Annotated in this window: 22 protein-coding genes and 1 tRNA gene; 15 read left to right on the top strand and 8 right to left on the bottom strand. The window is 41.7% G+C overall.

Features of this window, described 5'->3' with window-relative positions; translation table 11 throughout:
* The first annotated feature begins 11 nt into the window (after window positions 1–11).
* The 6 genes from hfq (at window position 12) to VRK28_RS15185 (ending at window position 5,988) form a co-directional block, all read left to right on the top strand.
* Window positions 12–275, top strand: a complete 264-nt coding sequence (gene hfq, locus VRK28_RS15210; protein WP_054552435.1) for an RNA chaperone Hfq — start codon at window positions 12–14, stop codon at window positions 273–275.
* A gap of 17 nt (window positions 276–292) precedes the next feature.
* Window positions 293–1,582: a ribosome rescue GTPase HflX gene (gene hflX / locus VRK28_RS15205; RefSeq protein ID WP_054563491.1), complete on the top strand. Its 1,290-nt coding sequence runs from the start codon at window positions 293–295 to the stop codon at window positions 1,580–1,582.
* A gap of 91 nt (window positions 1,583–1,673) precedes the next feature.
* Complete coding sequence (gene hflK, locus VRK28_RS15200) at window positions 1,674–2,840, top strand: FtsH protease activity modulator HflK (RefSeq protein WP_054563492.1); 1,167 nt, start codon at window positions 1,674–1,676, stop codon at window positions 2,838–2,840.
* 5 nt (window positions 2,841–2,845) lie between these two features.
* A complete protein-coding gene (hflC, locus tag VRK28_RS15195) occupies window positions 2,846–3,724 on the top strand; it encodes a protease modulator HflC (protein WP_062566639.1) in 879 nt (292 codons plus the stop codon).
* 225 nt (window positions 3,725–3,949) lie between these two features.
* A complete protein-coding gene (locus VRK28_RS15190; protein ID WP_054552439.1) occupies window positions 3,950–5,263 on the top strand; it encodes an adenylosuccinate synthase in 1,314 nt (437 codons plus the stop codon).
* A gap of 116 nt (window positions 5,264–5,379) precedes the next feature.
* Window positions 5,380–5,988, top strand: a complete 609-nt coding sequence (locus VRK28_RS15185) for a tetratricopeptide repeat protein (RefSeq protein WP_054563494.1) — start codon at window positions 5,380–5,382, stop codon at window positions 5,986–5,988.
* Window positions 5,989–6,035: 47 nt separating this feature from the next.
* Here the strand turns inward: VRK28_RS15185 and VRK28_RS15180 are convergent, their stop codons facing one another.
* Window positions 6,036–7,895, bottom strand: coding sequence for a cation:proton antiporter (locus VRK28_RS15180; protein WP_250659784.1), 1,860 nt, complete (start codon window positions 7,893–7,895; stop codon window positions 6,036–6,038).
* A gap of 909 nt (window positions 7,896–8,804) precedes the next feature.
* On the opposite strand from VRK28_RS15180, the gene proB reads away from it, so the two are divergent.
* Complete coding sequence (gene proB / locus VRK28_RS15175) at window positions 8,805–9,911, top strand: glutamate 5-kinase (RefSeq protein WP_054552442.1); 1,107 nt, start codon at window positions 8,805–8,807, stop codon at window positions 9,909–9,911.
* Window positions 9,908–11,155: a glutamate-5-semialdehyde dehydrogenase gene (locus VRK28_RS15170; protein ID WP_058583963.1), complete on the top strand. Its 1,248-nt coding sequence runs from the start codon at window positions 9,908–9,910 to the stop codon at window positions 11,153–11,155. The genes proB and VRK28_RS15170 overlap by 4 nt, the downstream gene beginning before the upstream one ends.
* A 159-nt stretch (window positions 11,156–11,314) precedes the next feature.
* On the opposite strand, the gene VRK28_RS15165 is transcribed toward VRK28_RS15170, so the two are convergent.
* Window positions 11,315–11,390 (bottom strand) — tRNA-Ala (locus tag VRK28_RS15165).
* Window positions 11,391–11,555: 165 nt separating this feature from the next.
* Here VRK28_RS15165 and VRK28_RS15160 point away from each other — a divergent pair.
* Complete coding sequence (locus tag VRK28_RS15160; protein WP_054563498.1) at window positions 11,556–11,942, top strand: hypothetical protein; 387 nt, start codon at window positions 11,556–11,558, stop codon at window positions 11,940–11,942.
* Window positions 11,943–12,443, top strand: coding sequence for a prolyl-tRNA synthetase associated domain-containing protein (locus VRK28_RS15155; protein ID WP_062566636.1), 501 nt, complete (start codon window positions 11,943–11,945; stop codon window positions 12,441–12,443).
* On the opposite strand, the gene VRK28_RS15150 is transcribed toward VRK28_RS15155, so the two are convergent.
* Window positions 12,410–13,546, bottom strand: coding sequence for an MFS transporter (locus tag VRK28_RS15150; RefSeq protein WP_062566635.1), 1,137 nt, complete (start codon window positions 13,544–13,546; stop codon window positions 12,410–12,412). The genes VRK28_RS15155 and VRK28_RS15150 overlap by 34 nt on opposite strands.
* 232 nt (window positions 13,547–13,778) lie before the next feature.
* On the opposite strand from VRK28_RS15150, the gene VRK28_RS15145 reads away from it, so the two are divergent.
* The 5 genes from VRK28_RS15145 (at window position 13,779) to VRK28_RS15125 (ending at window position 20,261) form a co-directional block, all read left to right on the top strand.
* Window positions 13,779–14,318: a DUF2058 domain-containing protein gene (locus VRK28_RS15145; protein WP_063529912.1), complete on the top strand. Its 540-nt coding sequence runs from the start codon at window positions 13,779–13,781 to the stop codon at window positions 14,316–14,318.
* 103 nt (window positions 14,319–14,421) lie between these two features.
* The gene (locus VRK28_RS15140) at window positions 14,422–14,745 is read left to right on the top strand and encodes a c-type cytochrome (protein WP_054552448.1); all 324 of its coding nucleotides are present in this window, start codon (window positions 14,422–14,424) and stop codon (window positions 14,743–14,745) included.
* Between the two features lie 129 nt (window positions 14,746–14,874).
* A complete protein-coding gene (locus VRK28_RS15135) occupies window positions 14,875–15,642 on the top strand; it encodes a class II aldolase/adducin family protein (protein WP_054552449.1) in 768 nt (255 codons plus the stop codon).
* 9 nt (window positions 15,643–15,651) lie between these two features.
* On the top strand, window positions 15,652–16,827 hold the full coding sequence (locus tag VRK28_RS15130) for a mandelate racemase/muconate lactonizing enzyme family protein (protein ID WP_054552450.1): 1,176 nt from the start codon (window positions 15,652–15,654) through the stop codon (window positions 16,825–16,827).
* Between the two features lie 413 nt (window positions 16,828–17,240).
* Window positions 17,241–20,261 carry a TonB-dependent receptor gene (locus VRK28_RS15125; protein ID WP_062566633.1) on the top strand — a complete coding sequence of 1,007 codons (3,021 nt, stop codon included), beginning with the start codon at window positions 17,241–17,243 and terminating at the stop codon, window positions 20,259–20,261.
* Window positions 20,262–20,341: 80 nt separating this feature from the next.
* Here the strand turns inward: VRK28_RS15125 and VRK28_RS15120 are convergent, their stop codons facing one another.
* From VRK28_RS15120 to VRK28_RS15100, 5 genes are read right to left on the bottom strand one after another with little or no spacing between them, the layout of a single operon-like run.
* Window positions 20,342–20,716, bottom strand: a complete 375-nt coding sequence (locus VRK28_RS15120; RefSeq protein WP_062566632.1) for a hypothetical protein — start codon at window positions 20,714–20,716, stop codon at window positions 20,342–20,344.
* Between the two features lie 8 nt (window positions 20,717–20,724).
* On the bottom strand, window positions 20,725–22,272 hold the full coding sequence (locus VRK28_RS15115) for a S41 family peptidase (RefSeq protein WP_062566631.1): 1,548 nt from the start codon (window positions 22,270–22,272) through the stop codon (window positions 20,725–20,727).
* A gap of 44 nt (window positions 22,273–22,316) precedes the next feature.
* A complete protein-coding gene (locus VRK28_RS15110) occupies window positions 22,317–23,159 on the bottom strand; it encodes an amidohydrolase family protein (RefSeq protein ID WP_062566630.1) in 843 nt (280 codons plus the stop codon).
* Window positions 23,156–23,881, bottom strand: coding sequence for an SDR family NAD(P)-dependent oxidoreductase (locus VRK28_RS15105; RefSeq protein ID WP_062566629.1), 726 nt, complete (start codon window positions 23,879–23,881; stop codon window positions 23,156–23,158). Before VRK28_RS15105 ends, VRK28_RS15110 begins: the two co-directional genes overlap by 4 nt.
* Before the next feature lie 9 nt (window positions 23,882–23,890).
* Entirely contained in the window at window positions 23,891–24,379 is a 489-nt protein-coding gene (locus tag VRK28_RS15100) for an FKBP-type peptidyl-prolyl cis-trans isomerase (protein WP_054563509.1), read from the bottom strand.
* Window positions 24,380–24,397: the final 18 nt, after the last annotated feature.

The following is a 24,397-nucleotide window of genomic DNA, read 5'->3' as shown; positions in this document are numbered from 1 at the left end:
AGGAAAATAACATGGCAAAAGGCCAGTCGTTACAAGACCCATTTTTAAATGCGTTACGTCGTGAGCGCATTCCAGTATCAATCTTTTTGGTTAATGGCATTAAATTGCAGGGTAAAATCCAGTCATTTGACCAATTTGTTATTTTACTTGAAAACACCGTAAATCAAATGGTGTATAAACACGCTATTTCAACTGTTGTTCCAGCGCGTTCTGTTAACTTCCAAGGCGTTCAAGGAAGTGATGATTCAGAAGAGCAAGAATCTGGAAATTTTTAAACTTAGGAGCGTAATGCTTGTTTGACCGTTATGAAGCCGGCGAACAGGCAGTTTTAGTTCATATCGACTTACCTAAAGAGGGGGATCGCGAAGATCTTCACGAATTAGAGTTGTTGGTATCTTCTGCTGGTGTTAGTAGTTTGGCGATTGTGCAAGGCAGTCGTCAAGCACCACATCCGAAACTTTTCGTCGGGACCGGAAAAGCAGAAGAAATCGCTGAAACTGTCAAAATCCACAATGCAGATGTCATCATTTTCAACCATCAACTTAGCCCGTCACAGGAACGTAATTTAGAAAGCGTTTGCCAGTGCCGCGTTCTTGATCGTACGAGTTTGATCTTAGATATTTTTGCGCAGCGAGCGCGTACTCACGAAGGTAAGCTTCAGGTTGAGTTAGCTCAGTTACGCCACATTTCTACTCGCTTGATCCGTGGTTGGACCCACCTTGAAAGACAAAAAGGCGGGATAGGTTTACGTGGCCCAGGTGAAACCCAGCTCGAAACCGATAGACGATTACTGCGCGCAAGAATTAAAAACATTCGTGCCCGTTTAGATAAAGTGGCTGTTCAACGTGAGCAGGGACGACGTGCGCGTACGCGAAATGAAATCCCAACTGTGTCACTGGTAGGTTACACCAATGCGGGTAAATCAACGTTATTTAACCGTATTACAGACTCAGATGTGTATGCTGCTGATCAGTTATTCGCAACCCTAGATCCAACCTTACGTAAGTTGGATATCGGCGATATAGGTCCAATTATTTTAGCTGATACGGTAGGTTTTATTCGTCACTTACCACACGACCTTGTTGCAGCATTTAAAGCAACCTTAACAGAAACCCGTGAAGCTGATTTACAGCTACATGTTATCGATGTGGCAGACCCTCGTCGAAAAGAAAATATTGAGCAAGTACAGTCTGTTTTAAAAGAAATCGAAGCAGATGAAGTGCCGCAATTATTGGTTTATAACAAAATTGATGCGCTAGATGACGTTGCGCCACGTATAGATAGAAACGACGAAGGTCAGCCAGTACGAGTCTGGTTGTCGGCGCGCACAGGCGTTGGTTGTGAACTGCTAAGTGAGGCAATTAATGAGTTACTTGCCAAAAAGATGTTTGCTGATGAGCTAAAATTACCACCACAACATGGTCGTATTCGCGCAGCATTATTCAACTTAAATGCAGTTCATCAAGAGTGTTTTGATGAGCAAGGAAACTGGTTATTATCGGTACGCTTGCCAATGGCAGAATGGAATCGCTTGAAAAAAGAGATGGGACAAGACCTAGACTCTTTCGTAGTGACTGATTAAAAATCACCAGCATTTGTCTTTTTTAGTATGAGAAATGCTGTAGATTTGATAGATTTAACCTAATTCATTTAGATAACAATGGAGTATAGCTATGGCCTGGAATGAACCGGGTAATAATGGCAATGATAAAGATCCGTGGAATAATAAAGGCGGAAAAGATCAAGGCCCACCTGATTTAGACGAGGTAATGCGTAAGTTCGGCAACAAGTTTGGCGGTTTATTTGGTGGTAATAAGCCAGGTAAAAACGGCGGTGGACTTGGTGGCGCAGGCATTTCTTTCATCCTTATTATTGCCATCATTGTATGGGCATTAAGTGGTATTTACACGGTAAAAGAAGCTGAGCGCGGTATTGTTTTACAATTTGGGCAATACGATCGCATTGCTGAACCTGGCTTACGTTGGAAAATGACCTTCATTGAACGCGTGATCCCTGTTGATATCGAAGCGGTACGCTCGTTATCTGCTAAAGGTTTTATGCTTACCGAAGACGAAAACGTGGTAAATGTAGAGTTTGAAGTACAGTACCGTGTTATCGACCCACATCTTTACAAGTTCAGTGTTACTGATGCCGACCACAGCTTACAACAAGCACTTGATAGTGCATTACGTTATGTAATTGGCCACGTAAAAATGGACCAAGTACTAACGACAGGCCGTGAGTTAGTGCGTCAACAAACGTGGGATGAACTTAACAAAATCATCGAGCCATACAATCTAGGTATTATTGTAAGCGATGTGAACTTTAAAGATTCACGTCCGCCGGGTGAAGTAAAAGACGCGTTTGATGACGCTATTGCTGCACAAGAAGATGAAGAGCGTTTCATCCGTGAAGCAGAAGCCTATGCTCGTGAAATTGAACCTCGTGCCCGTGGTCAAGTTACTCGTATGACGCAAGAAGCAGAAGCGTACCGTGAACGTATTACATTAGAAGCACAAGGTGAGGTAGCGCGTTTTGAAAAGCTATTACCTGAGTACCAAGCTGCTAAAGAGGTAACTCGTAAGCGTCTTTACATCGATGCGATGGAAGAAGTGCTAGGTAACAGCTCTAAAGTGTTAGTTGATGTTGAAGGTGGTAATAACATGATGTATTTACCGCTTGATAAAATCATGGAAAAGCAAGGTACAGCAACACGTGTTGCATTACCAAGCTCAAGTGATATTAAAGACCTTCGCAATAAAATAAACACGTCGCGTAACAGCACGGTAAATTCAAGCAATGACCGTTTCGCAACTGACCGTTTTAATGAGGGAAGATAAGCAAGATGAAAAATTTTAGTTTAGTAATACTTGCCCTTGCAGTTGTGCTGTCTTTCTCAGCGATTTTTGTTGTGCAAGAAGGCGAGAAGGCAATCGTACTGTTATTCAGCAAAGTTGAAAAAGACAGTGATGATAAGGCTGTAGTGTATGGTCCAGGCTTACACTTAAAAGTGCCTTTCTTTAGCCAAGTACGTCGTTTAGATGCACGTATTCAAACGCTAGATGGTGCACCTGACCGTTTCGTAACAAGTGAGAAAAAAGACTTAATCGTTGATTCTTATGTTAAGTGGCGAATTAATGACTTTAGTGCATTCTACCTGCGTGCCCGTGGTGATAAGCAATACGCTGAAACACTACTTAAGCAAAAGGTGAACAACGGTCTACGTACTAATTTCGGTTCTCGTACTATCAGAGAGATCGTTTCTGGTGAGCGTAGTGAGTTGATGGAAGAAGCATTAGTTCAAGCCTCTGAAAGTGCACAAGAGCTAGGTATTGAAGTGCTTGATGTACGCGTTAAGCAAATTAACTTACCACAAGAAGTGAGTAGTTCAATCTTCCAACGTATGCGTGCTGAGCGTACTGCGGTTGCAAAAGAGCACCGTTCTGAAGGTCAAGAGAAAGCTGAAACAATTCGTGCAGAAGTCGACCGCCGTGTAACAGTAATGCTTGCAGACGCTGAGCGTAATGCGCGTACTGTTCGTGGTCAAGGTGATGCCGATGCAGCCGCTATCTATGCTAACGCTTATAACAAAGACGCTGAGTTCTTCGGTTTTGTGCGTAGCCTAGAAGCTTACAAAAACACCTTTAAAAATAAGCAAGACGTGATGGTGATTTCACCTGATAGCGACTTCTTTAATTATATGAAAGGTACAAAAGCACAGTAATTAATATTTGTGTGATAAAAAGCCCTGCTTTATGTAGGGCTTTTTTGTTTTTGCGTGTGATTAATTTTTATCCTTAACTATTTTATAAACCCCTGTTCTGCATGTAGTTGTTTAAGTAATTAAGAAGGTAAAAATTCATGCGCAGAAAAAATAAGCTAAACGGGGTGATCTTTCACCTCGTTTTCTGATAAAATCTCGTCCTAATTTTTTCTAAGTGAATTTGCAATGGGTAAAAACGTTGTTGTACTAGGCACCCAATGGGGTGACGAAGGTAAGGGTAAGGTAGTTGACCTCCTTACAGACAAAGCATCTTTAGTAGTTCGTTATCAAGGTGGTCATAACGCAGGCCATACTCTGGTAATCAACGGTGAAAAGACGGTTTTACACCTTATTCCATCGGGTGTATTACGTGACAATGTTAAGTGTGTGATCGGTAACGGTGTTGTTTTATCACCAGAAGCATTAATGAAAGAAATCGGCATGCTAGAAGAGCGTGGCGTACCAGTACGTGAGCGCTTATTAATCAGCGAAGCATGTCCATTAATTTTACCTTTCCACATTGCATTAGATTTAGCCCGTGAAAAAGCACGTGGCGATAAGCCAATTGGTACTACAGGTCGTGGTATCGGTCCAGCTTATGAAGATAAAGTAGCACGTCGTGGTTTACGTGTAGGTGACTTATTCAACCCTGAACAGTTTGCTAGCAAGCTTAAAGAAGTATTGGAATACCATAACTTCACATTAGAGCATTACTATAAAGCTGAACCAGTTGACTTCCAAAAGACATTTGACGATGCAATGGCTATCGCAGATATCTTAAAAGCAATGGTTGTTGATGTTACTGAGCTTCTTGATCAAACGCGTTTAGCGGGCGACAACATCTTATTTGAAGGTGCGCAAGGTACATTACTTGATATCGACCACGGTACTTACCCGTACGTAACATCATCAAACACAACAGCTGGTGGTGTAGCAACAGGTGCTGGTTTTGGTCCATTACACCTTGATTACGTGCTAGGTATTATTAAAGCTTACACTACACGTGTAGGTTCTGGTCCATTCCCTACAGAGCTTTACGACGGTCTTGATAAACAAGATCCAGTTGGTAAGCACTTAGGTGACAAAGGTCATGAGTTCGGTGCAACGACAGGTCGTTTACGCCGTACAGGTTGGTTAGATGCAGTGGCAATGCGCCGCGCAGTGCAAATCAACAGCATCTCAGGTTTCTGTTTAACTAAACTAGACGTTTTAGACGGTTTAGAAACATTAAAAATCTGTACTGGTTACCAGTTAGAAGATGGCACAGTAACGAACGTTACACCATTAGCAGCTGAAGGTTACGAGAAAGTAACACCAGTATACGAAGAGATGCCAGGCTGGTCAGAAAACACAGTAGGTGCTACGTCAGTTGATCAATTACCGCAAGCGGCACTTGATTACATCAAACGTATTGAAGAAATCACTGGCGTTCCAGTTGATATCATCTCTACTGGCCCAGACCGCGTAGAAACTATGGTATTACGCAGCCCGTTTGCATAATCGTCATAGTGACTGAAAAAAGAAGCTGCCTCGGCAGCTTTTTTTGTGCCCGAAATTCACTCTGGAATGATAATTGTATATTATTTGCTAAGACTGACTTTATTTAAGTGATTTTGATGCGTGTTTTATTGCCTTTAACATTACTCTTCTCAAGCCTAAGCATGGCTGAAGAGCCTATAACAGCTGTGCCTCTGTACACAGAGAGCGAGTTAATTGGCTTGATCAATAAAAATGCACACCTAGCACGTGTAAAGGCAGATGATTGCCAGTTAGTGCAAGATATCGAAGCGCGAGCCAATAAAATGGCACTGCCATCGTATCAGTTCTTGTATGGCGATATGCTAGCTTATGCTGTGTGTGTAGACCGTAATGTAGAGTTAGGGGTCTATTACATGCGTCAGGCTGCTCAACAAGGGCTAGGCGCGGCATTAGAGCAACTTGGTCGCTACTACGATGTAGGCCAGTTAGTGCAGCAAGATAAAGCGATGGCGGTAACCTATTTACGAGAAGCATCAGCCCAAGGCAACTTAAAGGCACAAATGCGACTGGTTAACCTGTTTAATCAAGGTTATGGCAGCCCGCGCGATTATGAAGATGCCTACCGTTGGTTATTTCATTCAATGGTTGCCGATAAAGCAACTCACAAGAAAGTCGAAAATTTACTCGCTAAGCTTGCCGAAAAAATGCCAGACAGCGTCGTTGCACGCGCCCGTTTACCTATGTAGGTAAATACAAATACATATAAAAAAGGCCAGCTAATGCTGGCCTTTTTTTATTTCTCTTCTTTAGTTTCTTTTGGTTTGCCGTTGTTCGGGTCTTTTAGTACCGACAACTTAGGTGGCTGTAGTGCCACAATACGTTCACCTACTTGCGGTGTTTTTTCCATATTTGTAGTGAACGGGCGAATTTTAATAGGTGAATCGTCATCATCAGTTTTCTCACCATTTAAAATAAACAGCGGGATAGCTTCGCTATTAACGTCTTTGTATTGCTCCCAACTAAACTCTTCAGAAATACGTGTTGCACTTACCTTGCCGCCTTTGGCAATTAAGCTACTTAAGCGCGCATAAGCGCCATTGTCGCCAAACAGAATTTGTCGCGATAAGAAGGTCGCACTGTCTTTATTTGCTTTAGCGTGGTTTGTTGAAGAACGCAGTGAAAACACATCTTTTTCGTCAAGTAAATGCGAGAAATACTGCACGCCTAATGCGTTGTGGTGACGGTTAGGCGAAAGCGCGAGTACGCTACGAATCGTCGTTAACGGTAAATAACGCTCAGCATGCTCTGACTGCGGATTACCATAGTAACAAGGTAAGCCATCCATGCGTGCCATTTTGCAGTTCTCCCATGCAGGATCAGATAAGTGCACCGGAATGTTTTGATCTTTTAAGCCGCAAGCAATGGCACGGGCCACATGGTTTGCACCAATAATCAAAATGGTATTTGGCGCTGGCTGACGTACTTTTAATAACTTTGCTAATGGCGTTGCCGTTAAGCTTTGCAGTACCACAGTCACGATGATCACCGTGAAGATAAGTGGCACAATTTTCTCAGCATCGGCAATGCCAGCTTCCACCATACTTAACGCGAATACAGAGCCTACCGCCGCTGCAACAATACCCCTTGGCGCAATCCAAGCCAGAACTAAGCGAGACTTAAGTGGTAAATCGGTTTTAAAAGTCGATATTGCGATACACGCAGGACGGGCTACGAATAACACGATGGCTAAGAAAATAAACACATCGCTATGTAACATCATTAAATCTGATAGCTGTAGGCGGGCTGCAAGTAAGATGAATAACGATGAAATCAAGATCATCGAAAGGTCTTCTTTAAACTCAAGTACAGAGTCAATTTCAAGTTCGTCTTGGTTGGCAAGCCAAATACCAAACACGGTAACAGCGAGTAGGCCAGATTCATGGCTTAGGTGGTTTGAAACCGTAAAACTGATGAGTACTAAGGCAAGAATACCAAACTTGTGTAACTCAAACGGCAGCCACTCCCTACGAATAAGCAGCGTTGTAAGCCAGCCTGCAACCACACCAATGGTTAAACCTACACCGAGAGTTTTAAATAACGCGATAATGGTATGACTTAGTACCTCGCCTTGGCCTACCAGCATGACAGCTTCAAAAACCAATACAGCAAATAAGGCTCCAATAGGGTCTATTACTATGCCTTCCCAGCGTAAAATGCGGTCTATGTCTTGGTTTGGTCTCATAGAGTTTAATAACGGTGCAATAACCGTAGGGCCTGTTACAACAAGTACCGCACCAAGTACAGCGGCTACACGCCAATTAAGTTCTAGAATCCAATAGGCACTTAAACTTATCACCAAACATGTTGTGATCATGCCTATTGAACAAAGGTTACGAACTACCTTGCCAATCCCTTTAAGTTCTCGAAAGTGCAGAGTGAGTGAACCTTCGAATAAAATCACGGCCACACTTAAAGAAACCACTGGGAATAATAAATCTCCCAACAATGCATCTGGTTCTAATACGCCACTAAAAGGCCCGAGAATTAAACCTGTTAGTAGTAAAAATAAAATAGCCGGTACACGAAACGCCCAAGCTATCCATTGTGCCAATACTGAGCACAAGGCGATCCCTGCTATAAAAATTGCTGACATAGAATGAATTATCCTTTAGTTACTACAATTTAAAATGCCAACACCTTAAATAATCGCGTCATTAGTTGCTGACATTATTAAAATAATGCTTGCCTATTAAAGCCTACTCACCGTCATGGATACAAGCAAACTCGTTGCTTCAAATACGATTTTAGTCGTTATTAATACTTTTTGGGTGTGTTTATGAAATTAAACCCTGCTAGGCTCGTTAAAAATTATTACACAATAAAAATGCGCGCCTAAGGTACTGTTAATAAATGTATATTTTCTATGTTTATGGTAAGTATAAAAGTTATGACTACTTTTTGCACTTGATCTTTGCCCCTGATTTCCCGTATTATAATTCGTGTTCAAACAATTTGATATCTAAATAGTTATTAGCTTTAGAGACACTCTTTATAGCTTAGCTTTCTGAAAAGATACTTGTTTGCGACATTATTAGTGTTTTATACACTTTGTTTTCTAATTAAATAGAAATGAGCTCTAAGTTGTTCAGTACATATTTATTACGTGTTGAATAGAATATAAGTTCATTATCTGGTCAATGTTTAGCTCCCATCGTGGCAGCTAAATCTCGGTCATACAATCTACACCCTATCTGTTGGTGTACCAGATTGTATAGGCTCTATGTATGTTGTTATTAATAAAAGCCGCACACAGCTTTTTACAGCGATACATAAACAACACTTATCTTTTTTTATCAACTTATGGTTTATAACCGTTTGGTCTACTGACTGAATAAAAGTTGTGCTATATCTAATCGCAGTACTTGCGTGGCGTAGTCGTGTGCATAGATAAGTAGTTTGGCAAAGTGATAATAGTCAGTGCGTTTAGTAAAGCTAAGCGCGAGTCTTTTAATCAGTGGCAAATTGGCACTGAACAGATAGTAAAATGGAAAGTTGAACAGTTATGCAAAAGTTAAATTGGCGACGTATAGTACTAAAAGTAGGTAGCGCATTAATCGCACCCGAACAAGACGGGTGTCGCTCTCGTTATTTACTGACCATTGCACAGTTCATCGTTCGCTGTCGAGCGCAAGGTATCGAAGTTATTTTAGTATCATCGGGTTCGGTAGCTGCTGGTTCGCATTTATTCCCTGAACAAGAAAAGCGTTCAGTGACGATGAAAAAAGCAATGGCTGCTGCCGGTCAGACAGAAATGATGGCGATGTGGGATCGCTTCTTTGATTTCCCATCAGCACAGATTTTATTAACTCATGGTGACTTACGTGACCGTGAGCGTTACACAAGTATCCGTGAAACCGTTTTCACCTTACTTGAGCATGGTGTATTACCTATCATTAATGAGAATGACACGGTAACAACCGACGATTTAAAAGTTGGCGACAATGATAACTTGTCGGCAATGGTAGCCGCAGCTGCGGATGCCGATGCATTGATGATTTTTTCGGATGTTGATGGTCTATATGACAAAAACCCGAATTTGCATGAAGATGCAGTTCTATTGCCTGAAATTGATAGCATCGATGAATCAATTTACGCCATGGCCGGTTGTGCAACCAGTGCCGTTGGTACAGGTGGTATGAAAACGAAAATCGAAGCGGCTGAAAAAGCCACTTCACATGGTATTACAACCTTTATTTTAAATGGTTTTAAAGAAGAGACATTTAACCGACTGCTTGCGGGTGACAACCCAGGTACTATCTTCACACCATATGAAAAACCAATGCAAGAAGCAGTGCATTGGATGACTCACACAGCAAATGAGCAAGGTGAGGTTGTCGTTGAAGGTTCATTTGATGAATCATTAAAAGATGAAGACGGTTGTATTCGTAGCGATGAAATCGTTGCAGTACACGGAGAATTTGGCGTAGGCGATACCATTTTAGTTCGTAGTGATGATGGTACGCGCCTGGCAAAAGCAACAGCGAATTATAGTAGCTGTTTATTGAATTTTATTGCTGACAACGAGCAAAGTGAATTTAGCGAAAAAATGCAAGATTCAATCGGCCCAGTTGTTTCAGAGAAAGATATCGCATTATTGGAGAAGTCATGAGTTTAATTACGGATATTTCGAGTCAAGCTGCAAAAGCTGCAACCCAGTTAGCTTTACTTGATACTGCTACTAAGAATCAAGTGTTAACTGAGATGGCAGAGGCGCTACGCGAAAGCAAAGCCTTTATCATCAAAGAGAACGAAAGCGATTTAGCGGCAGCACGTGATAACAACCTTGCAGCATCGATGATTGACCGTTTAACGCTTAACGATGAGCGTATTGAAGCAATGGCCGAAGGTATCGAAGTAATTGTTAGCCTTGATGATCCTGTAGGTCAATTACGTGAAATTTCAGAGCGTCCAAATGGTATTAAGATCAGCAAGATGCGCGTACCACTTGGTGTTGTGTGTATGATTTATGAAGCACGTCCAAATGTGACGGCTGATGCCGGTGCGTTATGCTTTAAATCGGGTAATGGTGTTATTTTACGTGGTGGTAAAGAAGCACTACGTAGCTCGCAAGCAATCGCAAGTGTAATGCATAAAGTACTTGAAAAGCATGGTTTACCTGCTGCGTTGATTTCAGTGATCCCAGATCCAGACCGTGGTCTACTCATGGAGCTGATGCAACAGCGTGAAACAATTGATTTAATCATTCCGCGTGGTGGTGAAGGTTTAATTAATTTTGTAACAGAAAACAGCACTATTCCAGTGATTCAGCACTTTAAAGGTGTATGCCACCTTTATGTAGATAAAGACGCTGATTTAAACGTTGCAATCAATTTACTATTAAATGGTAAAACTCAGCGAACTGGTGTGTGTAATGCCCTAGAAGGCTTAGTGGTTCACCAAGATATCGCTGATGAGTTTTTAAACCTGTGTGCAGTTGTTCTTCGTCAAGAAGGCGTAAAAGTAAATGCAGATGCGAAAGCTGCCGAGTACTTTGATAATGCAACAGTACTTGCTGACGACGAGTTTGGTGAAGAGTACTTAGATTTAGAAATCGCAATTAAGGTTGTGCCTGACTTTGCTGGTGCCATTGATCATATTGCTAAATTTGGTTCAAACCACACTGAAGTGATTTGTACTAAAGACCAAGCTGCAGCTGAGTTATTCCAACGCAGTGTGGATGCATCTGTGGTAATGGTTAATGCGTCATCGCGTTTTTCTGATGGTTCACAGTTAGGTTTAGGTGCTGAGATTGGTATCGCGACAACTAAGCTACATGCTTATGGTCCAATGGGTCTAGAGTCACTTACAACTGAAAAATACTTAGTGAATGGCGAAGGCCAAATTCGTGAATAATCACTAAAAAGTAATTGCTTAAAAAGCCGGGCTTTGCTCGGTTTTTTTTGTGTTTAAAATAAAACGAAGACGGTAGAAAGACTAATAAAGTCGCTTTAATTTAGAATTTATTGGTTTTTATTAAAAATTTGGCAGATTGCCTAAAGAGAGGTAGGAAAGTGGTGGAGCTAAGCAGGATCGAACTGCTGACCTCCTGCGTGCAAGGCAGGCGCTCTCCCAGCTGAGCTATAGCCCCACATTCCTAAAAACAGGATGCTTAAGTCTTGCGTCTCAAGCGGGGTGAACTTTAAATATTTTTGCATTTGTGGTCAAGTATTTTTTTTAAAATGTTAGATTTTTTACTCTGTTGTTTTATTTTTGGTAGACTAAAGCGCATTCACTGTTCAAGGCTTATCCAATAATGAAAAAAATAGCATGGCTTTTGGTTGTTTTACTTGCCGGTTGCGCAAGCCAACAAGAAGCGCCTCCTTTTGAAATCAATAATAAGCAGTTTTACGAAAAAAATGATGAGCAAGGCAATAAAATCTTTGCCTATGTAGTGTCAGTTAAAGCACAGGGCAGACGCCCGATTAATCTTGATAAGCCAATGACACGCCGGCAGTTTAAAGATTTTGCCGAGCAAGAAGTATTTGAAGAGTCGAGCAACTTAAAACTTATGCTCGAAGACCAAGCGGTTGAATTATTAAATGAAGAGCTTAAAGAACGACAATACTGCGACGATAAACACGTTATTGACGAAGTATTATGGCGTGATTTAAGTGTGCAATTACGAGGACGTTGTTTGTAAATGTATGCAGATAAAAGCAAGTTAGCTGCTACGCTAGCTCAATTAGATATTAATTATGATGTGATTGAGCATCCACCATTACACGGCAGCTTAGATGCCGATAAGTTTATGCTCGATAGACCGGGCACACGTTTAAAAAACCTGTTTTTACGAGATAACGAAGGTAAGCGCCACTTTTTAGTGATCACCGCTCACGACAAACAACTCGACTTAAAAGCCATTGCTCAGCAGCAGGGGTTATCGCGTTTAGGGTTTGCATCTGATGAGCGATTAGCGCGTTATCTTAAAGTGCCACCGGGCTGTGTTTCTATGTTGGCACTGTTAAACGATAAGCAAAATAATGTCACTCTTTGGCTAGACCAAGAAATTTGGTTTAACGAGCTTTTTCATTGTCACCCTTTTGAAAATACCGCCACTTGGCTGATGAAAAAAGGTGACTTAGAGCTGTTTTTTGAAAGTACCGGGCATCAACCGCGTATCGTATTTCTACCTGCCAAATAAACTAAGCTTAAACCTACTAAGCAGACTAAAAGTAGCACGGTCATAAAGGCAACTTGGCCGTGTTGCTGATATACCAGCCCAGGCAATAACGAACCTAATGCCCCACCGCTATAATAAAACGATACATAACCGCCATTGGTGACACTTGCAGGTGCACTGCTGATTTTATTTACCAGTGGAGCGGCACTTGAGTGGATCACAAACATTGCGCCACAAAAGCCAGTAAAAGCAATAACAAAAAGTAATAACTGTTGGCTCATCAATAGCACCATCGTCAGGCTATAAAATACAAAAACCCAGGTTAGTAAACGCCAAGGTGTTGATGACTTTCGTAACAGCCAAGGTGTGGCTATAGAAGCTAGTGCACCAAGCAAATAACCGCTGTAAACCAGTCCGATGTCTCGGGTGTTAGTGATAGCAAAACTGTCTTGCAGAATGAAAGGTAAATAATTTAACAGTGCCGCAAAACAAAAGAACATACAAAACACCGCTCCGTAGAGCTTTAATACCAACGGATCTTTTAATTGCTTTAGATACAACAGCGGCGACTTTGCAGCATGAATACTCGCGCCTTTACTTGATTTAGGAATGGCGAGCGCAAACAGTACTAACCCTAGTGCTATCACATAGTAAAAACTTTGCCAGCTCAAAAAGTCGGTGAACAAGGCAGCGAGCATACGTCCGAAGTAGCCACCAACAATGGTACTGCCAATGTAAAGCGTCATATTACGTTGTAATTGGTCAGCCTGAAAAGTCACACCGATATAACTGGTCATAGCGGTGAGAGCCGCAGGTAGGGTGATCCCTTGTATAAAACGAACCAGTAATAGCAACTCAAAGCTTGGTGCTAAAGTAAAAGCGATACAGCTGATTGCTAACACAAACATTGCAATTTTTAGAATTGTGAGTGGGTTTCGCTTAGCTAAAAACAAGCCATACACTAAAGGAGCAATTGCTAGTGGCAACATAGTTGCGGTCATTAAGCTACCAGCAGTGGCTGGCGATACAGAAAAATGACTGGCAAATAATCCAAGTAAGGGTTGTGGGGCGTATAAAACAAAGAAAATAAACACAGAGCAAAGTAACAAATGTCGCAGCTGCATTTTTAGCTCCCAAGAGGAAAAGCCCTAGCTTATCGGGTACAGGTTTTTTTACAAGTTCAAAGGCGACTAAAATGATAAATCTTGCGTTAAATCAATATGTCATGATTTCATCGCGTGTTAATCTCACATCAATATACTCGATTGCTGTTAATCAAGTGGGCTCAGTACTGTTATTTGTTGGCAGAGCTGATTAAAATAACCCTAATACGCATTAATAAATTGGAATTTCGTCATGGGTTCATTACAAGATCAATTACTTAAGGCTGGTCTTACTACGGCACATAAAGCTAAAGTAGCCAAATCTGAAAAGCGCAAACAGCAAAAGAAGAAAAAGAAAGGCGCCACGAGTAATCCTAGCGATCTGCAAAAGCATATTGAGCAGACTAAGCTTGAGCAACAGAAAAAAGCCGACGAGCTTAATAAAGCGCGTTTAGAAGAGCAAAAGCAACGTGAGCAAGTGGCTCGCGTTAAACAGATTTTAGAGCATCACAATCAAGATGAGATCCGTGGTGATCGTACATTTAACTTCACTTATGAAAATAAAGTGAAAGAGCTCGAAGTAAACGAAAAAACACAAAAGGCCCTAGCTGGTGGCCGTTTAGCAATTTGTGTTTTAGAAGGCCAATTTTTTGTACTGGAAGACGAACCAGCACGAAAAGTCGCTGAAGTCAGCGAAGACTACATAGTGTTCCATGTTGAGCCTGAAGATAAGCAAAAGGATGAAGATGATCCGTATGCTGATTTTGAAGTACCTGATGATTTAATTTGGTAGTGACTGTTTCTATTGCCGTTACAATTTTCGGGTGCAATATTGTTAAATCATGGTCTACACTAAAGAAAATGTTTAATAACCCGTCAAAAAAGAGAAGATACAAATGAGCAAGATCACGAAAATTTTATGTGGGGCTGGCATTGCAATGGCTGCAAGCCTATCTTTCAACACTATGGCTGCGGATGGTGCAACACTATACACAGCTAAGCTTTGCCAAACTTGCCACGGTGCAGAAGGTAAAGCGCCTATCATGCCTCAGTACCCTAAATTAAATGGTCAAAATAAAGAGTACTTACTAGCACAAATGAAAGACATTAAGTCAGGTGCGCGTAGCAACGGTATGGCTGCTGCGATGAAAGCAATGGTTGCAAACGTATCTGAAGAAGAAATGGCTGCAATTGCTGATTACTTATCACAAGTAAAATAAACACCATTTTAGCGTGAAAAGGCCACATCAATTGATGTGGCCTTTTTGTATCACCTATTGATCATCTATTAATAGTAATTTAGACTTCTATACATCTATTTGTGCAGTGTCACATATACAAGGTTTTCCATGTTTGACTTACCAAAACTCGATTTAAAAAATAAAGTATCTGAACAAGAATGGCAGCTTCGTGTTGATTTAGCAGCATGTTACCGTTTAGTTGAGCACTTTAGATGGGGGGATTTAATTTATACCCACCTATCGGCACGTTTACCGGGCACAGATCACTATTTAGTTAATGCATTTGGTCTTAGTTTTGATGAAGTGACGGCATCTAATCTTGTGAAGGTCGATTTAGCCGGCAATATTCTTGATGACACGCCATTTAAAATTAATCCGGCTGGTTTTACTATTCACAGTGCCATTCATGAAGTTCGTGATGACGCTCACTGTGTTATTCATTTACACACAAAAGAAACCATCGCCGTTGCAACGCAAGAAAAAGGCCTGTTACCACTTAGCCAATACTCAATGTTCTCATTGCCATCATTGTCTTATCATGGCTACGAAGGGTTAGCGGTAAACAGTGATGAGAAAAAGCGCTTGCAAGATGATTTAGGCACTACTAATCACATGCTATTGGTTAACCACGGTGGCTTAACTGTTGGCCCAACAGTGGGAGATGCCTTTATGCGATTTTATGATTTGCAGCGTGCCTGCGAAATTCAATTGGCTATTCAAGCCAGTGGTCAAACGGCAATTCCAGTACCACAACCTATTATCGATAATATTTATAATCAAGCGAATGTCGTGCATAGCGGCAGCACCGGTGGCCAGTTAGCTTGGCCAGCCATGTTGCGTAAAGCTTATCGTCTTGATCCTAGTTTTGCTCAGTAAGGAGTAACCATGAAAGTTAATCGCGTCGAAGTGTTCGATATTCATTGTCCAGACAGACCTGCTTGGACACCTGTTTTTGTGCGTATTCACACCGATGAAGGTATTAGCGGTGTGGGTGAAGCGGGTCTGGCTTATGATTTAGGTCATAGCGCAGCTGCGGCAATGATCAAAGAAATGGCTGATGCCTTTTTAATTGGTCATGACCCATTTCAAACAGAAAAACTGTGGTCACGAATGCTACGCGAAAGCTTTTGGGGTTTAGGTGGTGGTCCTGTTGTATATGCAGCAATGAGCGCCATTGATACTGCACTTTGGGATATTAAAGGTAAAGCACTAGGCTTGCCTGTTTACCAGCTATTAGGTGGTAAAGTTAACGATAAGCTGCGTACTTATGCATCACAATTACAGTTTGACTGGGACAGCGAATTTAAAGCGCTTGTTCACCCAGAAGAATACGCAGAAGCAGCGCTTAAGGCGATGGCTGAAGGGTATGATGCGGTAAAAGTTGACCCAATCCAGTACGATAAGAACGGCAATACTTATTACGATCGCACTAACATTATTTCTCGTGCAGAAATGAAATTATATCGCGCGCGTATGCAGGCTATTCGTGAAGCAGTCGGTGACGAAGTTGACATTATTTTTGAGTGTCACAGTTTACCAGGCGCAACATCAGCAATTCAAATTGGTGAAATTGCTGAAGAGTTCGATTGTATGTATTACGAAGAGCCTGTGAATTACTTAAATCATTCATTACATGCAAAAGTTGCTGATAAAGTAGCGGTGCCAATTGCAGGTGGTGAACGTTTGTATAACCGCTGGGGTGTGCGTCCATACTTAGAAGATCAAAGTATTGATGTGCTACAGCCAGACTTAGGCCTGTGTGGTGGTTTCACTGAAACTAAAAAAGTGTGTGATTATGCTGATATCTTTGATGTGCGTATTCAAGCTCACGTGTGTGGCGGTCCAGTAGCAACCGCAGCTTCGTTACACCTAGAAACTGCGATTCCTAACTTCTTAATTCACGAACATCACACCTATGCGATTAAAAAATGGAACCGTGAATTGTGTATTCAAGATCCACAACCTAAAAATGGTTTCTTCCAAGTATCTGAAGAGCCAGGTATCGGTATTGAATTAAATGATGAAGTTGTTATGCGTTCTCAACGTGTTGAGATTAAGTAATACTAATTCACAATATCAGAGTTAAAATTTAATGTTGAATATTGATAAAGGCCCGTTAGGGCCTTTTTTGTGAAAAAATGTAATTGTTAATATTTATGTATTAGGCTTTTTTATTAAATAATAGGCATGTTTAAGCTGAATGCCGAATCTAAGTTTGCTAGCTTTAATGTTAAATGTTTTGGTTTATTTTGATGTTTTTAATATAACCCATCTCTGTATTGTTTATGTTTCTGAAATTATACAGGTTAAAACCCTTTAATTACATAAAGTTACATTTAACCCCTGATTATAATAAATATGGTTTTTTTGTAATATATTTGTGTTTTTTAATTTACATTCTTGTTTCACTTTACTAATGTAATTGTGCCTATTTTATAGGCGCAAATAATTATAATTTAAACAGGGATACAAAAATGAAATCTATGTTTCGGAAAAGCATAACAGCGATAGCAGTTACTGCATCGCTAGGTTTAGCCCTTCCTGCATCTGCATCGGACGTAATTGGTTCTGTTCAGAATGTGGCAAATACCTCTTCTTACACTGTAAAAGTTAAAAACCCAGCAACAGGTTTAGAACGTACTTTAAATATTTCAGAAAATGGAACGTTCCGCTTTGCATCATTACCTTCAGGTAACTATGACATTCAGATTCTAAAAGACGGTAATGTTGTTGCTGAAGACAAAGTGCGTGTTTCTTTAGGTGCTAACTCAAAGGCAAACTTTGATTTAGCAAGTGTTGCAAACTCAGGCCCTGAAGTTATTCAAGTTGTTGGTGCACGTATTTCATCAATTGATTTATCGACAGCTGACTCAGGCTTGGTTATTACCGATGCTGAAATCGATCGTATGCCTATCAGTCGTGATCTTACTTCGGTTGCATTATTAGCGCCTGGTGCAGTTAAAGGTGATAGTGCATTTGGTAACACTGCGTCATTTGGTGGTTCATCTGTTGCGGAAAATGCTTGTTATATCAATGGTCTTGAAGTAACAAATACACGTCAAGGTCTAGGCTGTGGTGAAGTGCCATTCGAATTTTATGACCAATTCCAAGTAAAAACGGGTGGTTACTCAGCGAAGTTTGGCCGTGCGACGGGTGGTACGATTAACACCACAACCAAAAGTGGTACCAATGAATGGGAATTCTCTGCAGTTGTGCAATATTCTCCTGACTCACTTCAAGAAGAGGGTTCTATTTCACGTGGTAACCAAGGCGCGGGGCAAATTTTCCGAGATGAAAGCGTAGCTTCTGATAATAGCGCGGATGTCACTTTAGCAGTGGGTGGTCCGTTAATTGAAGATACTTTATTCTTCTATGGCTTAGTAAATCCTCGTGATACAGAGTCTACATACACTTGGGGAGGTGACGAATTCTCACCAAACGATCAATATCGTAAAGAATCAGCATCAGGCGGTGATAACCTTTTCTGGGGTGGTAAGCTTGATTGGGATATTACGGATAACCATCGCTTGAGCTATTTTGCTTACTCAAACCGTCGTGATATTGAGCGCTCTGTTTTTGAGTATGACAATGGTGCGATTGGTGATCGTATTGATGGCGCACTTCTAAAACGTGGTGGTAAAGCACAAAGCTTAAGCTATACAGGTATCTTAACAGAAGACCTAGTAGTTACAGCAATGGCTGGTAATATCAAAACTGAGTATGAAACTCAGTCTGAAAATCTAGTTTGTCCAAGTGTAACTGACTCGCGTGGTACTTCAAACCCAATCACTGGCTGTGGTGCTGGTGGTAGTTTTGGTGCAAATAACGATGACAACACACAATACCGCTTAGATGTTGAGTATGTGTGGGATGCACACGAAATTAGCTTTGGTATCGATTATCAAGAGCGTAAATCAGAGCGAATCAGCCAACCAATTGGTGGTCATAGCTATGATTATCGTACGCTTGCAGATAATGGTAGCTGGCAAGCTGATAATGGTGCACTAACCAATAACACAGGTGCTGCACTTGATTATGTTGAAGATCGTATCTTTGACGGTGGTGGTAGCTTTGAGTCAGAATTAACCGCTTACTATCTTGAAGATCACTGGCAAGTAACTGATGATTTTGCTGTTAAAGTTGGCCTACGTATCGACGAATTCGATAGCTGGGGTACGACAGGCAAGTTATTAACAAGCTTTAAAACAGACATTGCTCCTCGCTTAGGTTTCACATGGGATCCAACAGGTACGGGTGATACGAAAGTGTACGGTACATATGGTCGTTACTATTTACCAGTTGCTAATAACACGATTTTCCGTGCGGCATCAGGTGTCAGTGATATTACGACTGCTTATACGTATACGGGTGTGGATCCAACAACAGGCGCACCAACAGGCCTTGCTCCTTTAGCTGATACTATCGGTAGTGGTGGTTTAGCAAACTCACAACAAGTGAGTGGTGTACCTGTTATCCCTGAAAAAGATATTTTCCAAGCAAAAGAAGCGGATCCATTTTCTAAAGATGAGTACATCATTGGTGTGCAACAAGCACTTAATGATGAATACACCGTTGGTTTAAAAGGTACATATCGTGAAGTTGCAACTGCGCTTGATGATTACTGTGGCCGTTACGCATACCCATACTGCGTCATGATCAATCCAGGCTCTACATCAAGCTGGTACAGCGATGGTTATTACTGGAATGGTACTGATTGGGGTGATTCAAGCTTTGATAATGACGGTGTTCCAGATGCAGGCTCACTAACAACTTACTCAGCTGAAACAATCGGCTTACCGAAAGCAAACAATGAGTATACGTCAGTTGAATTTAGCTTGGATTACCGCGCGGAAACTATCCGTTACCAATTCGGTTATACTTGGGCACGTAGTGTAGGTAACTTCGAAGGTGCTGTTAAGTCTGATATCGGTCAAGCTGATGCGGGTATTACGCAAGACTTCGACTTCCCAGCAGTAATGGATGGTTCACAAGGTTATCAACCTAACGATCGTCGTCACACATTTAAGTTCTTCGGTAGCTGGGAACCAGTTGAAAACTTAACTGTTGGTTGGAATGCAACACTACAAAGTGGTCGTCCACAAAGCCTATTCGGTCAAGGTTATCCATCAAAAGATCCAAACCTAAATGGTGGCTGGGGTGATACTTTCTACATCTATACCAATGAGTGTCCAGACACTAATGGTGATGGCGAATGTCAACAAGACGAAAAAATCTATGAGCAGCACACTCGTGGTACAGCGGGTCGTACTCCTTGGACGTTTAACTTAGATTTATCAGCTGCATATGACTTCACGGTATCTGATATTGATATGCGTGCAACTATTAACGTATTTAACGTACTTAATAGCCAAGAGATGACATCTGCGAATGAGCATTATGAGCAAAATGAGGGTGAAGTTAACTCTTATTATGGTTCTGCGTATACATGGCAAGCTCCTCGCTCTGTTCGTTTAGGGTTTGAAGCTCGCTTCTAATCATAATAACAATCAATTTGATTGTCCCCCGACTAAAAAAGCCCGTAAGGGCTTTTTTTATATCTGCTTTTTAGTTTAGGTTAGTTTATCGGTTTACATTTTACCAAAGGCAATGGCTCGGTCGCTTTACTATCTAAATGGCGCACAAAACACATTTTATTTTTGATTAATAATTCAAAACGCTCAGGCATAGCTAGCTGTTTACCCATTATCGGGTTACCTTGCGCATCCAGTACATTCATACTATCAGTCACTAATATACTGCTATTTATAAACGCATCATCGGCTACAGCGATAGGCTTGCTATGCATTAGTCTTGCTATCCCTTTTGCTATTAGCTCACTTTGTGGCTCAGTTAACCGCGCATGCTGCAGTTTCGGTGTTGGCTCTTGGCTTTGAGCACTACAGCCTAGCAGTGTCGATAACAGTAATAGACTAGTTAGTTGGGCTCTCATTAAGGTTCCTACTGCTCTAAAATTTTACTTTGCTGAAGCAAGGTAGAAGTACGGGTATCAAGCACTTTCGGTGTGTCTGTAAAAATAGCCGGTGCAAACCCTTGTTCACTAATCGTTGAAGTGGCGGCAGGGCAGCGGCCAGTCTCACGATAGCTAAGCGCTGTACTTAGCATAGCTTCACTTTCATCGCCTAATTGATGAGTGAAGTCGTCAGCTACAGCGCAGCCTGGGATCATTACAGGTTGAAACTCGCTATCGTTGCTGTTTTGTGGTGCAAAGCCATCTGCATATTCACCAAATTCCTTATTATTGACACCGGTAAACTGAATGCTGAAATACGTAGTATCACAGTTATCAGTTGGGTAGTAACCATAGGGTTTGCCACAGGTTGTTTCGCCTATTTGAATTACCTCGATATCAGCACCGCGTAGGCCATTAATCACTGCCTCACTTGCTGAGCAGGTGTTACCCGTTGTCAGCACAAAAACACGTTCTAGGTTCAACGAAGGCAATGGGGTTCCTGGACTGACAGCTGGGTTTTCGGCAAAGCCTAAAAACTCATCAGTAAAATAAACAGGCTCTAAGCGATCGCCAGTGATTGGGTTAAACGTTGGATGCTGATCATTAAAAATAGTGCGCTCGAAGATTTTACCTGTGGTGTTGCTCTCGCCAGCTACCATGTAAGCAACTTGGCTGGCCATTTGCAGGAATCCACCTGGGTTATAGCGCATATCAATAATTAAATCTTTAACGTTACTTGCAGCTAAATCATTAAAGGCATCGTATAAGGGTTTTTCTGCTACAGCATTATGGCGATTAAACTGAAAGTAGCCTACTTCACCATTAGCGAAGGTCTTTATGTTGCTAACTGCTTGGCCTGTAATAGTTTGTGCAGTCATTGTGACTTCACGAATTTCGCTGGTATTAATGTCTTTGAATACAAAAGAGGTCACCTTGCCAGACTCTGATGGAAAGAGGCCTGCATTTAATACATCAACCTCGGCTTGGGTGCTGGCATTAACAAAGTCAACGCCATCCACTTCAATGACTTCTAAGCCTCGGCTCAGGTTGAGGTTTGCAGCCGGTGAGTTAGGTTCTGTGTAGCTGATAATCCCTTGGCGAGGGGCGCTGGCACTGATTAACTTAAGTTTAAAGCCATAACCAAAAGACTGACCCGATTGGCTCTGAGCTTGCCACTCGTCAGTTGGCAAGCTGGCATGAAAGTTATCTTTGTTTGCACCTGAATCAGTGGTGTTTTGGGTTTTTAATAAGGCAAAGTAATTTAAAACACCATCAGTCAATGCAGGGTCGCGATCAACAATTTCGTCATACCAAAGGTAGGTTTCGTGACTCCAAGCGCGTAGCCAGTGCTTTTCATTAAGTGCTTGGCATTGTTGGTCAAACTTACTTGATGGCTCAAATACACCTTCAGTCCATGTGATATCAGCAGCATCGATAGTCCCTGACTCTGAGTTACCAGAACCACCACAGCCTGTGATAATGAGCGAACAAGTAACTGCTACAGCAGCTAAAGGCTTTTTAAAATGAACAAACATAACACCAACCTAAACAGCTTTACTGACCTGAATATAGCTAGTTTTTAAGCAATTAGATAGATTTCGCGGGCGTTTTTATAGCTTAGTTTATGCCATAAACTCGACTGCGAGCACAGTGAGTGATAGTGCTGCCAGCAGTTTGTGTAACTGGTATTTATTTGGCAAACAGGGAAATTACTGGCAAACATAACGCGATGTTCACCAAAGTACTTAACTAAATTATTAACCAGCCAAAGATGTTTGTTTACGGCAATTTGTGTGAATTCTAACCCTGAGAACTTTATTGCGATATTATCGCAGCGGCTGAGTTTAATGATTGCTTCGAGCCATCTTTGCTCATTACTAATAAAGCCTAAATGATTAATTACCACACGTAATGAGGGCAGTGCGATGCAATATTTAATAAGCTGCTCGGTTACCTGCATGTTTTCAATTTCAAACTGTGCTTCAAAGTGTAAGTTTTCGCTTGCGAGCATAGCTAGGTTATCTTGGCAGTGAGCAGTTAATAAGCGCTTTGCTTCATCACCTTCGGTTATATCGCGAATACCAACCAAAGATGAGTGCTTTAACTCATTGAGTGACGCTTTAAAGCGTTTGCTAGATGCGTCAATCGCGCTGTAGCTGATTGCGCGATAGGGAATGTCATTTAAATGCGTTGCAAGCCAATTAAGCTCATTCACTGGCGCTTGGTTATCAAAGCCAGCTTCAATATGCACCAGTGCTTCTAGTTGAAATGGGCAAGCGGCTTTAAGCTCTGAAGCAGTAATTTGCTTTTTTATTTTATCTAGATTTGGCCAAGCAGGGGGGTTGTTACCTTGTAGCCAAGTGTATTGACCCTCAGTGAGGTTAAAAAAGTGCACATGGGGGTCAATAATTTTGTCGCTCATTGCGTAGTATATCCACCATCAATGCTTTGTAAGCTACCAGTAATAAAGCTTGCTTCTGGGCTTATTAAAAAATTCACCAAAGCAGCAATTTCTTCTGGTTGCCCTAAACGGCCTAGCGGCTGCAGCGCGGCTTCTTCAGCAACAATTTCTGCTTTATCGGCACCACTGCGCTGACAATATGCATCAATCGCATTATGAAACAGTGGTGTTTCTATCGTCCCCGGACAAACCGCATTAGCACGAATGTTAAACGCGGCATAATCCAGTGCTGTCGTTTTTGCCATTGAAGCTAGCGCGTGCTTGGTTAGGTTATAAGCAAACGAGTTTGGTTTGCCAATGATTGCCTGATCAGAGGCAACCAATACGATACTGCCGCCTTGCAGGCTTTTCATGCTAGGTAATACAGCTTGAATTGCTGCATAGGCACCTTTCACATTGAGCGCAAACAGGGCATCAAACGTTGCCTCATCGGTATTTTCGATGCTGGCACTTAAATGACGACCCGCATTAGAGATTAAGGCATCGACGCGACCCGTCTCGGCAATAATTTCGGCGATAACTGACTTCACCTGCTGAACATCACTAACATCACAGTGGCGATAGTTGCCCTCAGACGGGGTGATATCTAAGTTATATACTGTGTAGTCTTCACGCTCTAAACGCTCAACAATAGCTTTGCCAATACCTTTACTGCCACCAGTGACAATTGCAACGTTTGTCATCATTTACCCTTAATGGCTGTGGCCACAACCGCCTTCACCGTGCACGTGGCCGTGTGATAATTCTTCGGCAGTTGCTTGGCGAACATTAATCACCTCAACATCAAACGTTAGTGTTTTACCAGCAAATGGGTGGTTTAAATCACAATCTGCATTGAAACGGCCCACTTTAACGATAGTCACTTGGTGGCGACCTTGGTTTGAATGAACGATTGCAGTCATACCAGGCTTCCACACTTTTGTGTTGCCTTGTAAATGCTTAAGTGGAATACGTTGAATAAGGTTATCAACGCGCTCGCCGTAAGACTCGCTAGGCTCAAGTGTTACGCTAAAGTTATCGCCAGCCGATTTACCTTCAAGGGCTTTTTCAAGACCAGGAAGCATGCCTTCAGTGCCATGGATATATGAAAGTGGCTCGCCATCTTTACTTGATTCGATTTGCTCGCCTGCTTCACTAAGTGTGTAGTGAAACTCAACCGCTGCGTCTTTACTGATCTGCATGTTATTTCTCTTTAGAAT

It is taken from the genome of Pseudoalteromonas sp. P80D2 (assembly GCF_036680945.1).
Classification (GTDB): domain Bacteria; phylum Pseudomonadota; class Gammaproteobacteria; order Enterobacterales; family Alteromonadaceae; genus Pseudoalteromonas; species Pseudoalteromonas shioyasakiensis.
This window is presented reverse-complemented; position numbering and strand designations above follow the sequence as displayed.

Bases quoted from the DNA above. Each gene is read 5' to 3' on its own strand.
- VRK28_RS15190 (WP_054552439.1), top strand. From the start codon at position 3,950: ATGGGTAAAAACGTTGTTGTACTAGGCACCCAATGGGGTGACGAAGGT.
- VRK28_RS15100 (WP_054563509.1), bottom strand. From the start codon at position 24,379: ATGCAGATCAGTAAAGACGCAGCGGTTGAGTTTCACTACACACTTAGT.
- VRK28_RS15150 (WP_062566635.1), bottom strand. From the start codon at position 13,546: ATGCAGCTGCGACATTTGTTACTTTGCTCTGTGTTTATTTTCTTTGTT.
- VRK28_RS15180 (WP_250659784.1), bottom strand. From the start codon at position 7,895: ATGTCAGCAATTTTTATAGCAGGGATCGCCTTGTGCTCAGTATTGGCA.
- hfq (WP_054552435.1), top strand. From the start codon at position 12: ATGGCAAAAGGCCAGTCGTTACAAGACCCATTTTTAAATGCGTTACGT.
- VRK28_RS15170 (WP_058583963.1), top strand. From the start codon at position 9,908: ATGAGTTTAATTACGGATATTTCGAGTCAAGCTGCAAAAGCTGCAACC.
- hflC (WP_062566639.1), top strand. From the start codon at position 2,846: ATGAAAAATTTTAGTTTAGTAATACTTGCCCTTGCAGTTGTGCTGTCT.
- VRK28_RS15145 (WP_063529912.1), top strand. From the start codon at position 13,779: ATGGGTTCATTACAAGATCAATTACTTAAGGCTGGTCTTACTACGGCA.
- VRK28_RS15155 (WP_062566636.1), top strand. From the start codon at position 11,943: ATGTATGCAGATAAAAGCAAGTTAGCTGCTACGCTAGCTCAATTAGAT.
- hflK (WP_054563492.1), top strand. From the start codon at position 1,674: ATGGCCTGGAATGAACCGGGTAATAATGGCAATGATAAAGATCCGTGG.
- proB (WP_054552442.1), top strand. From the start codon at position 8,805: ATGCAAAAGTTAAATTGGCGACGTATAGTACTAAAAGTAGGTAGCGCA.
- VRK28_RS15120 (WP_062566632.1), bottom strand. From the start codon at position 20,716: ATGAGAGCCCAACTAACTAGTCTATTACTGTTATCGACACTGCTAGGC.
- VRK28_RS15110 (WP_062566630.1), bottom strand. From the start codon at position 23,159: ATGAGCGACAAAATTATTGACCCCCATGTGCACTTTTTTAACCTCACT.
- VRK28_RS15135 (WP_054552449.1), top strand. From the start codon at position 14,875: ATGTTTGACTTACCAAAACTCGATTTAAAAAATAAAGTATCTGAACAA.
- VRK28_RS15125 (WP_062566633.1), top strand. From the start codon at position 17,241: ATGAAATCTATGTTTCGGAAAAGCATAACAGCGATAGCAGTTACTGCA.
- VRK28_RS15130 (WP_054552450.1), top strand. From the start codon at position 15,652: ATGAAAGTTAATCGCGTCGAAGTGTTCGATATTCATTGTCCAGACAGA.
- VRK28_RS15160 (WP_054563498.1), top strand. From the start codon at position 11,556: ATGAAAAAAATAGCATGGCTTTTGGTTGTTTTACTTGCCGGTTGCGCA.
- VRK28_RS15115 (WP_062566631.1), bottom strand. From the start codon at position 22,272: ATGTTTGTTCATTTTAAAAAGCCTTTAGCTGCTGTAGCAGTTACTTGT.
- VRK28_RS15140 (WP_054552448.1), top strand. From the start codon at position 14,422: ATGAGCAAGATCACGAAAATTTTATGTGGGGCTGGCATTGCAATGGCT.
- VRK28_RS15185 (WP_054563494.1), top strand. From the start codon at position 5,380: ATGCGTGTTTTATTGCCTTTAACATTACTCTTCTCAAGCCTAAGCATG.
- VRK28_RS15105 (WP_062566629.1), bottom strand. From the start codon at position 23,881: ATGACAAACGTTGCAATTGTCACTGGTGGCAGTAAAGGTATTGGCAAA.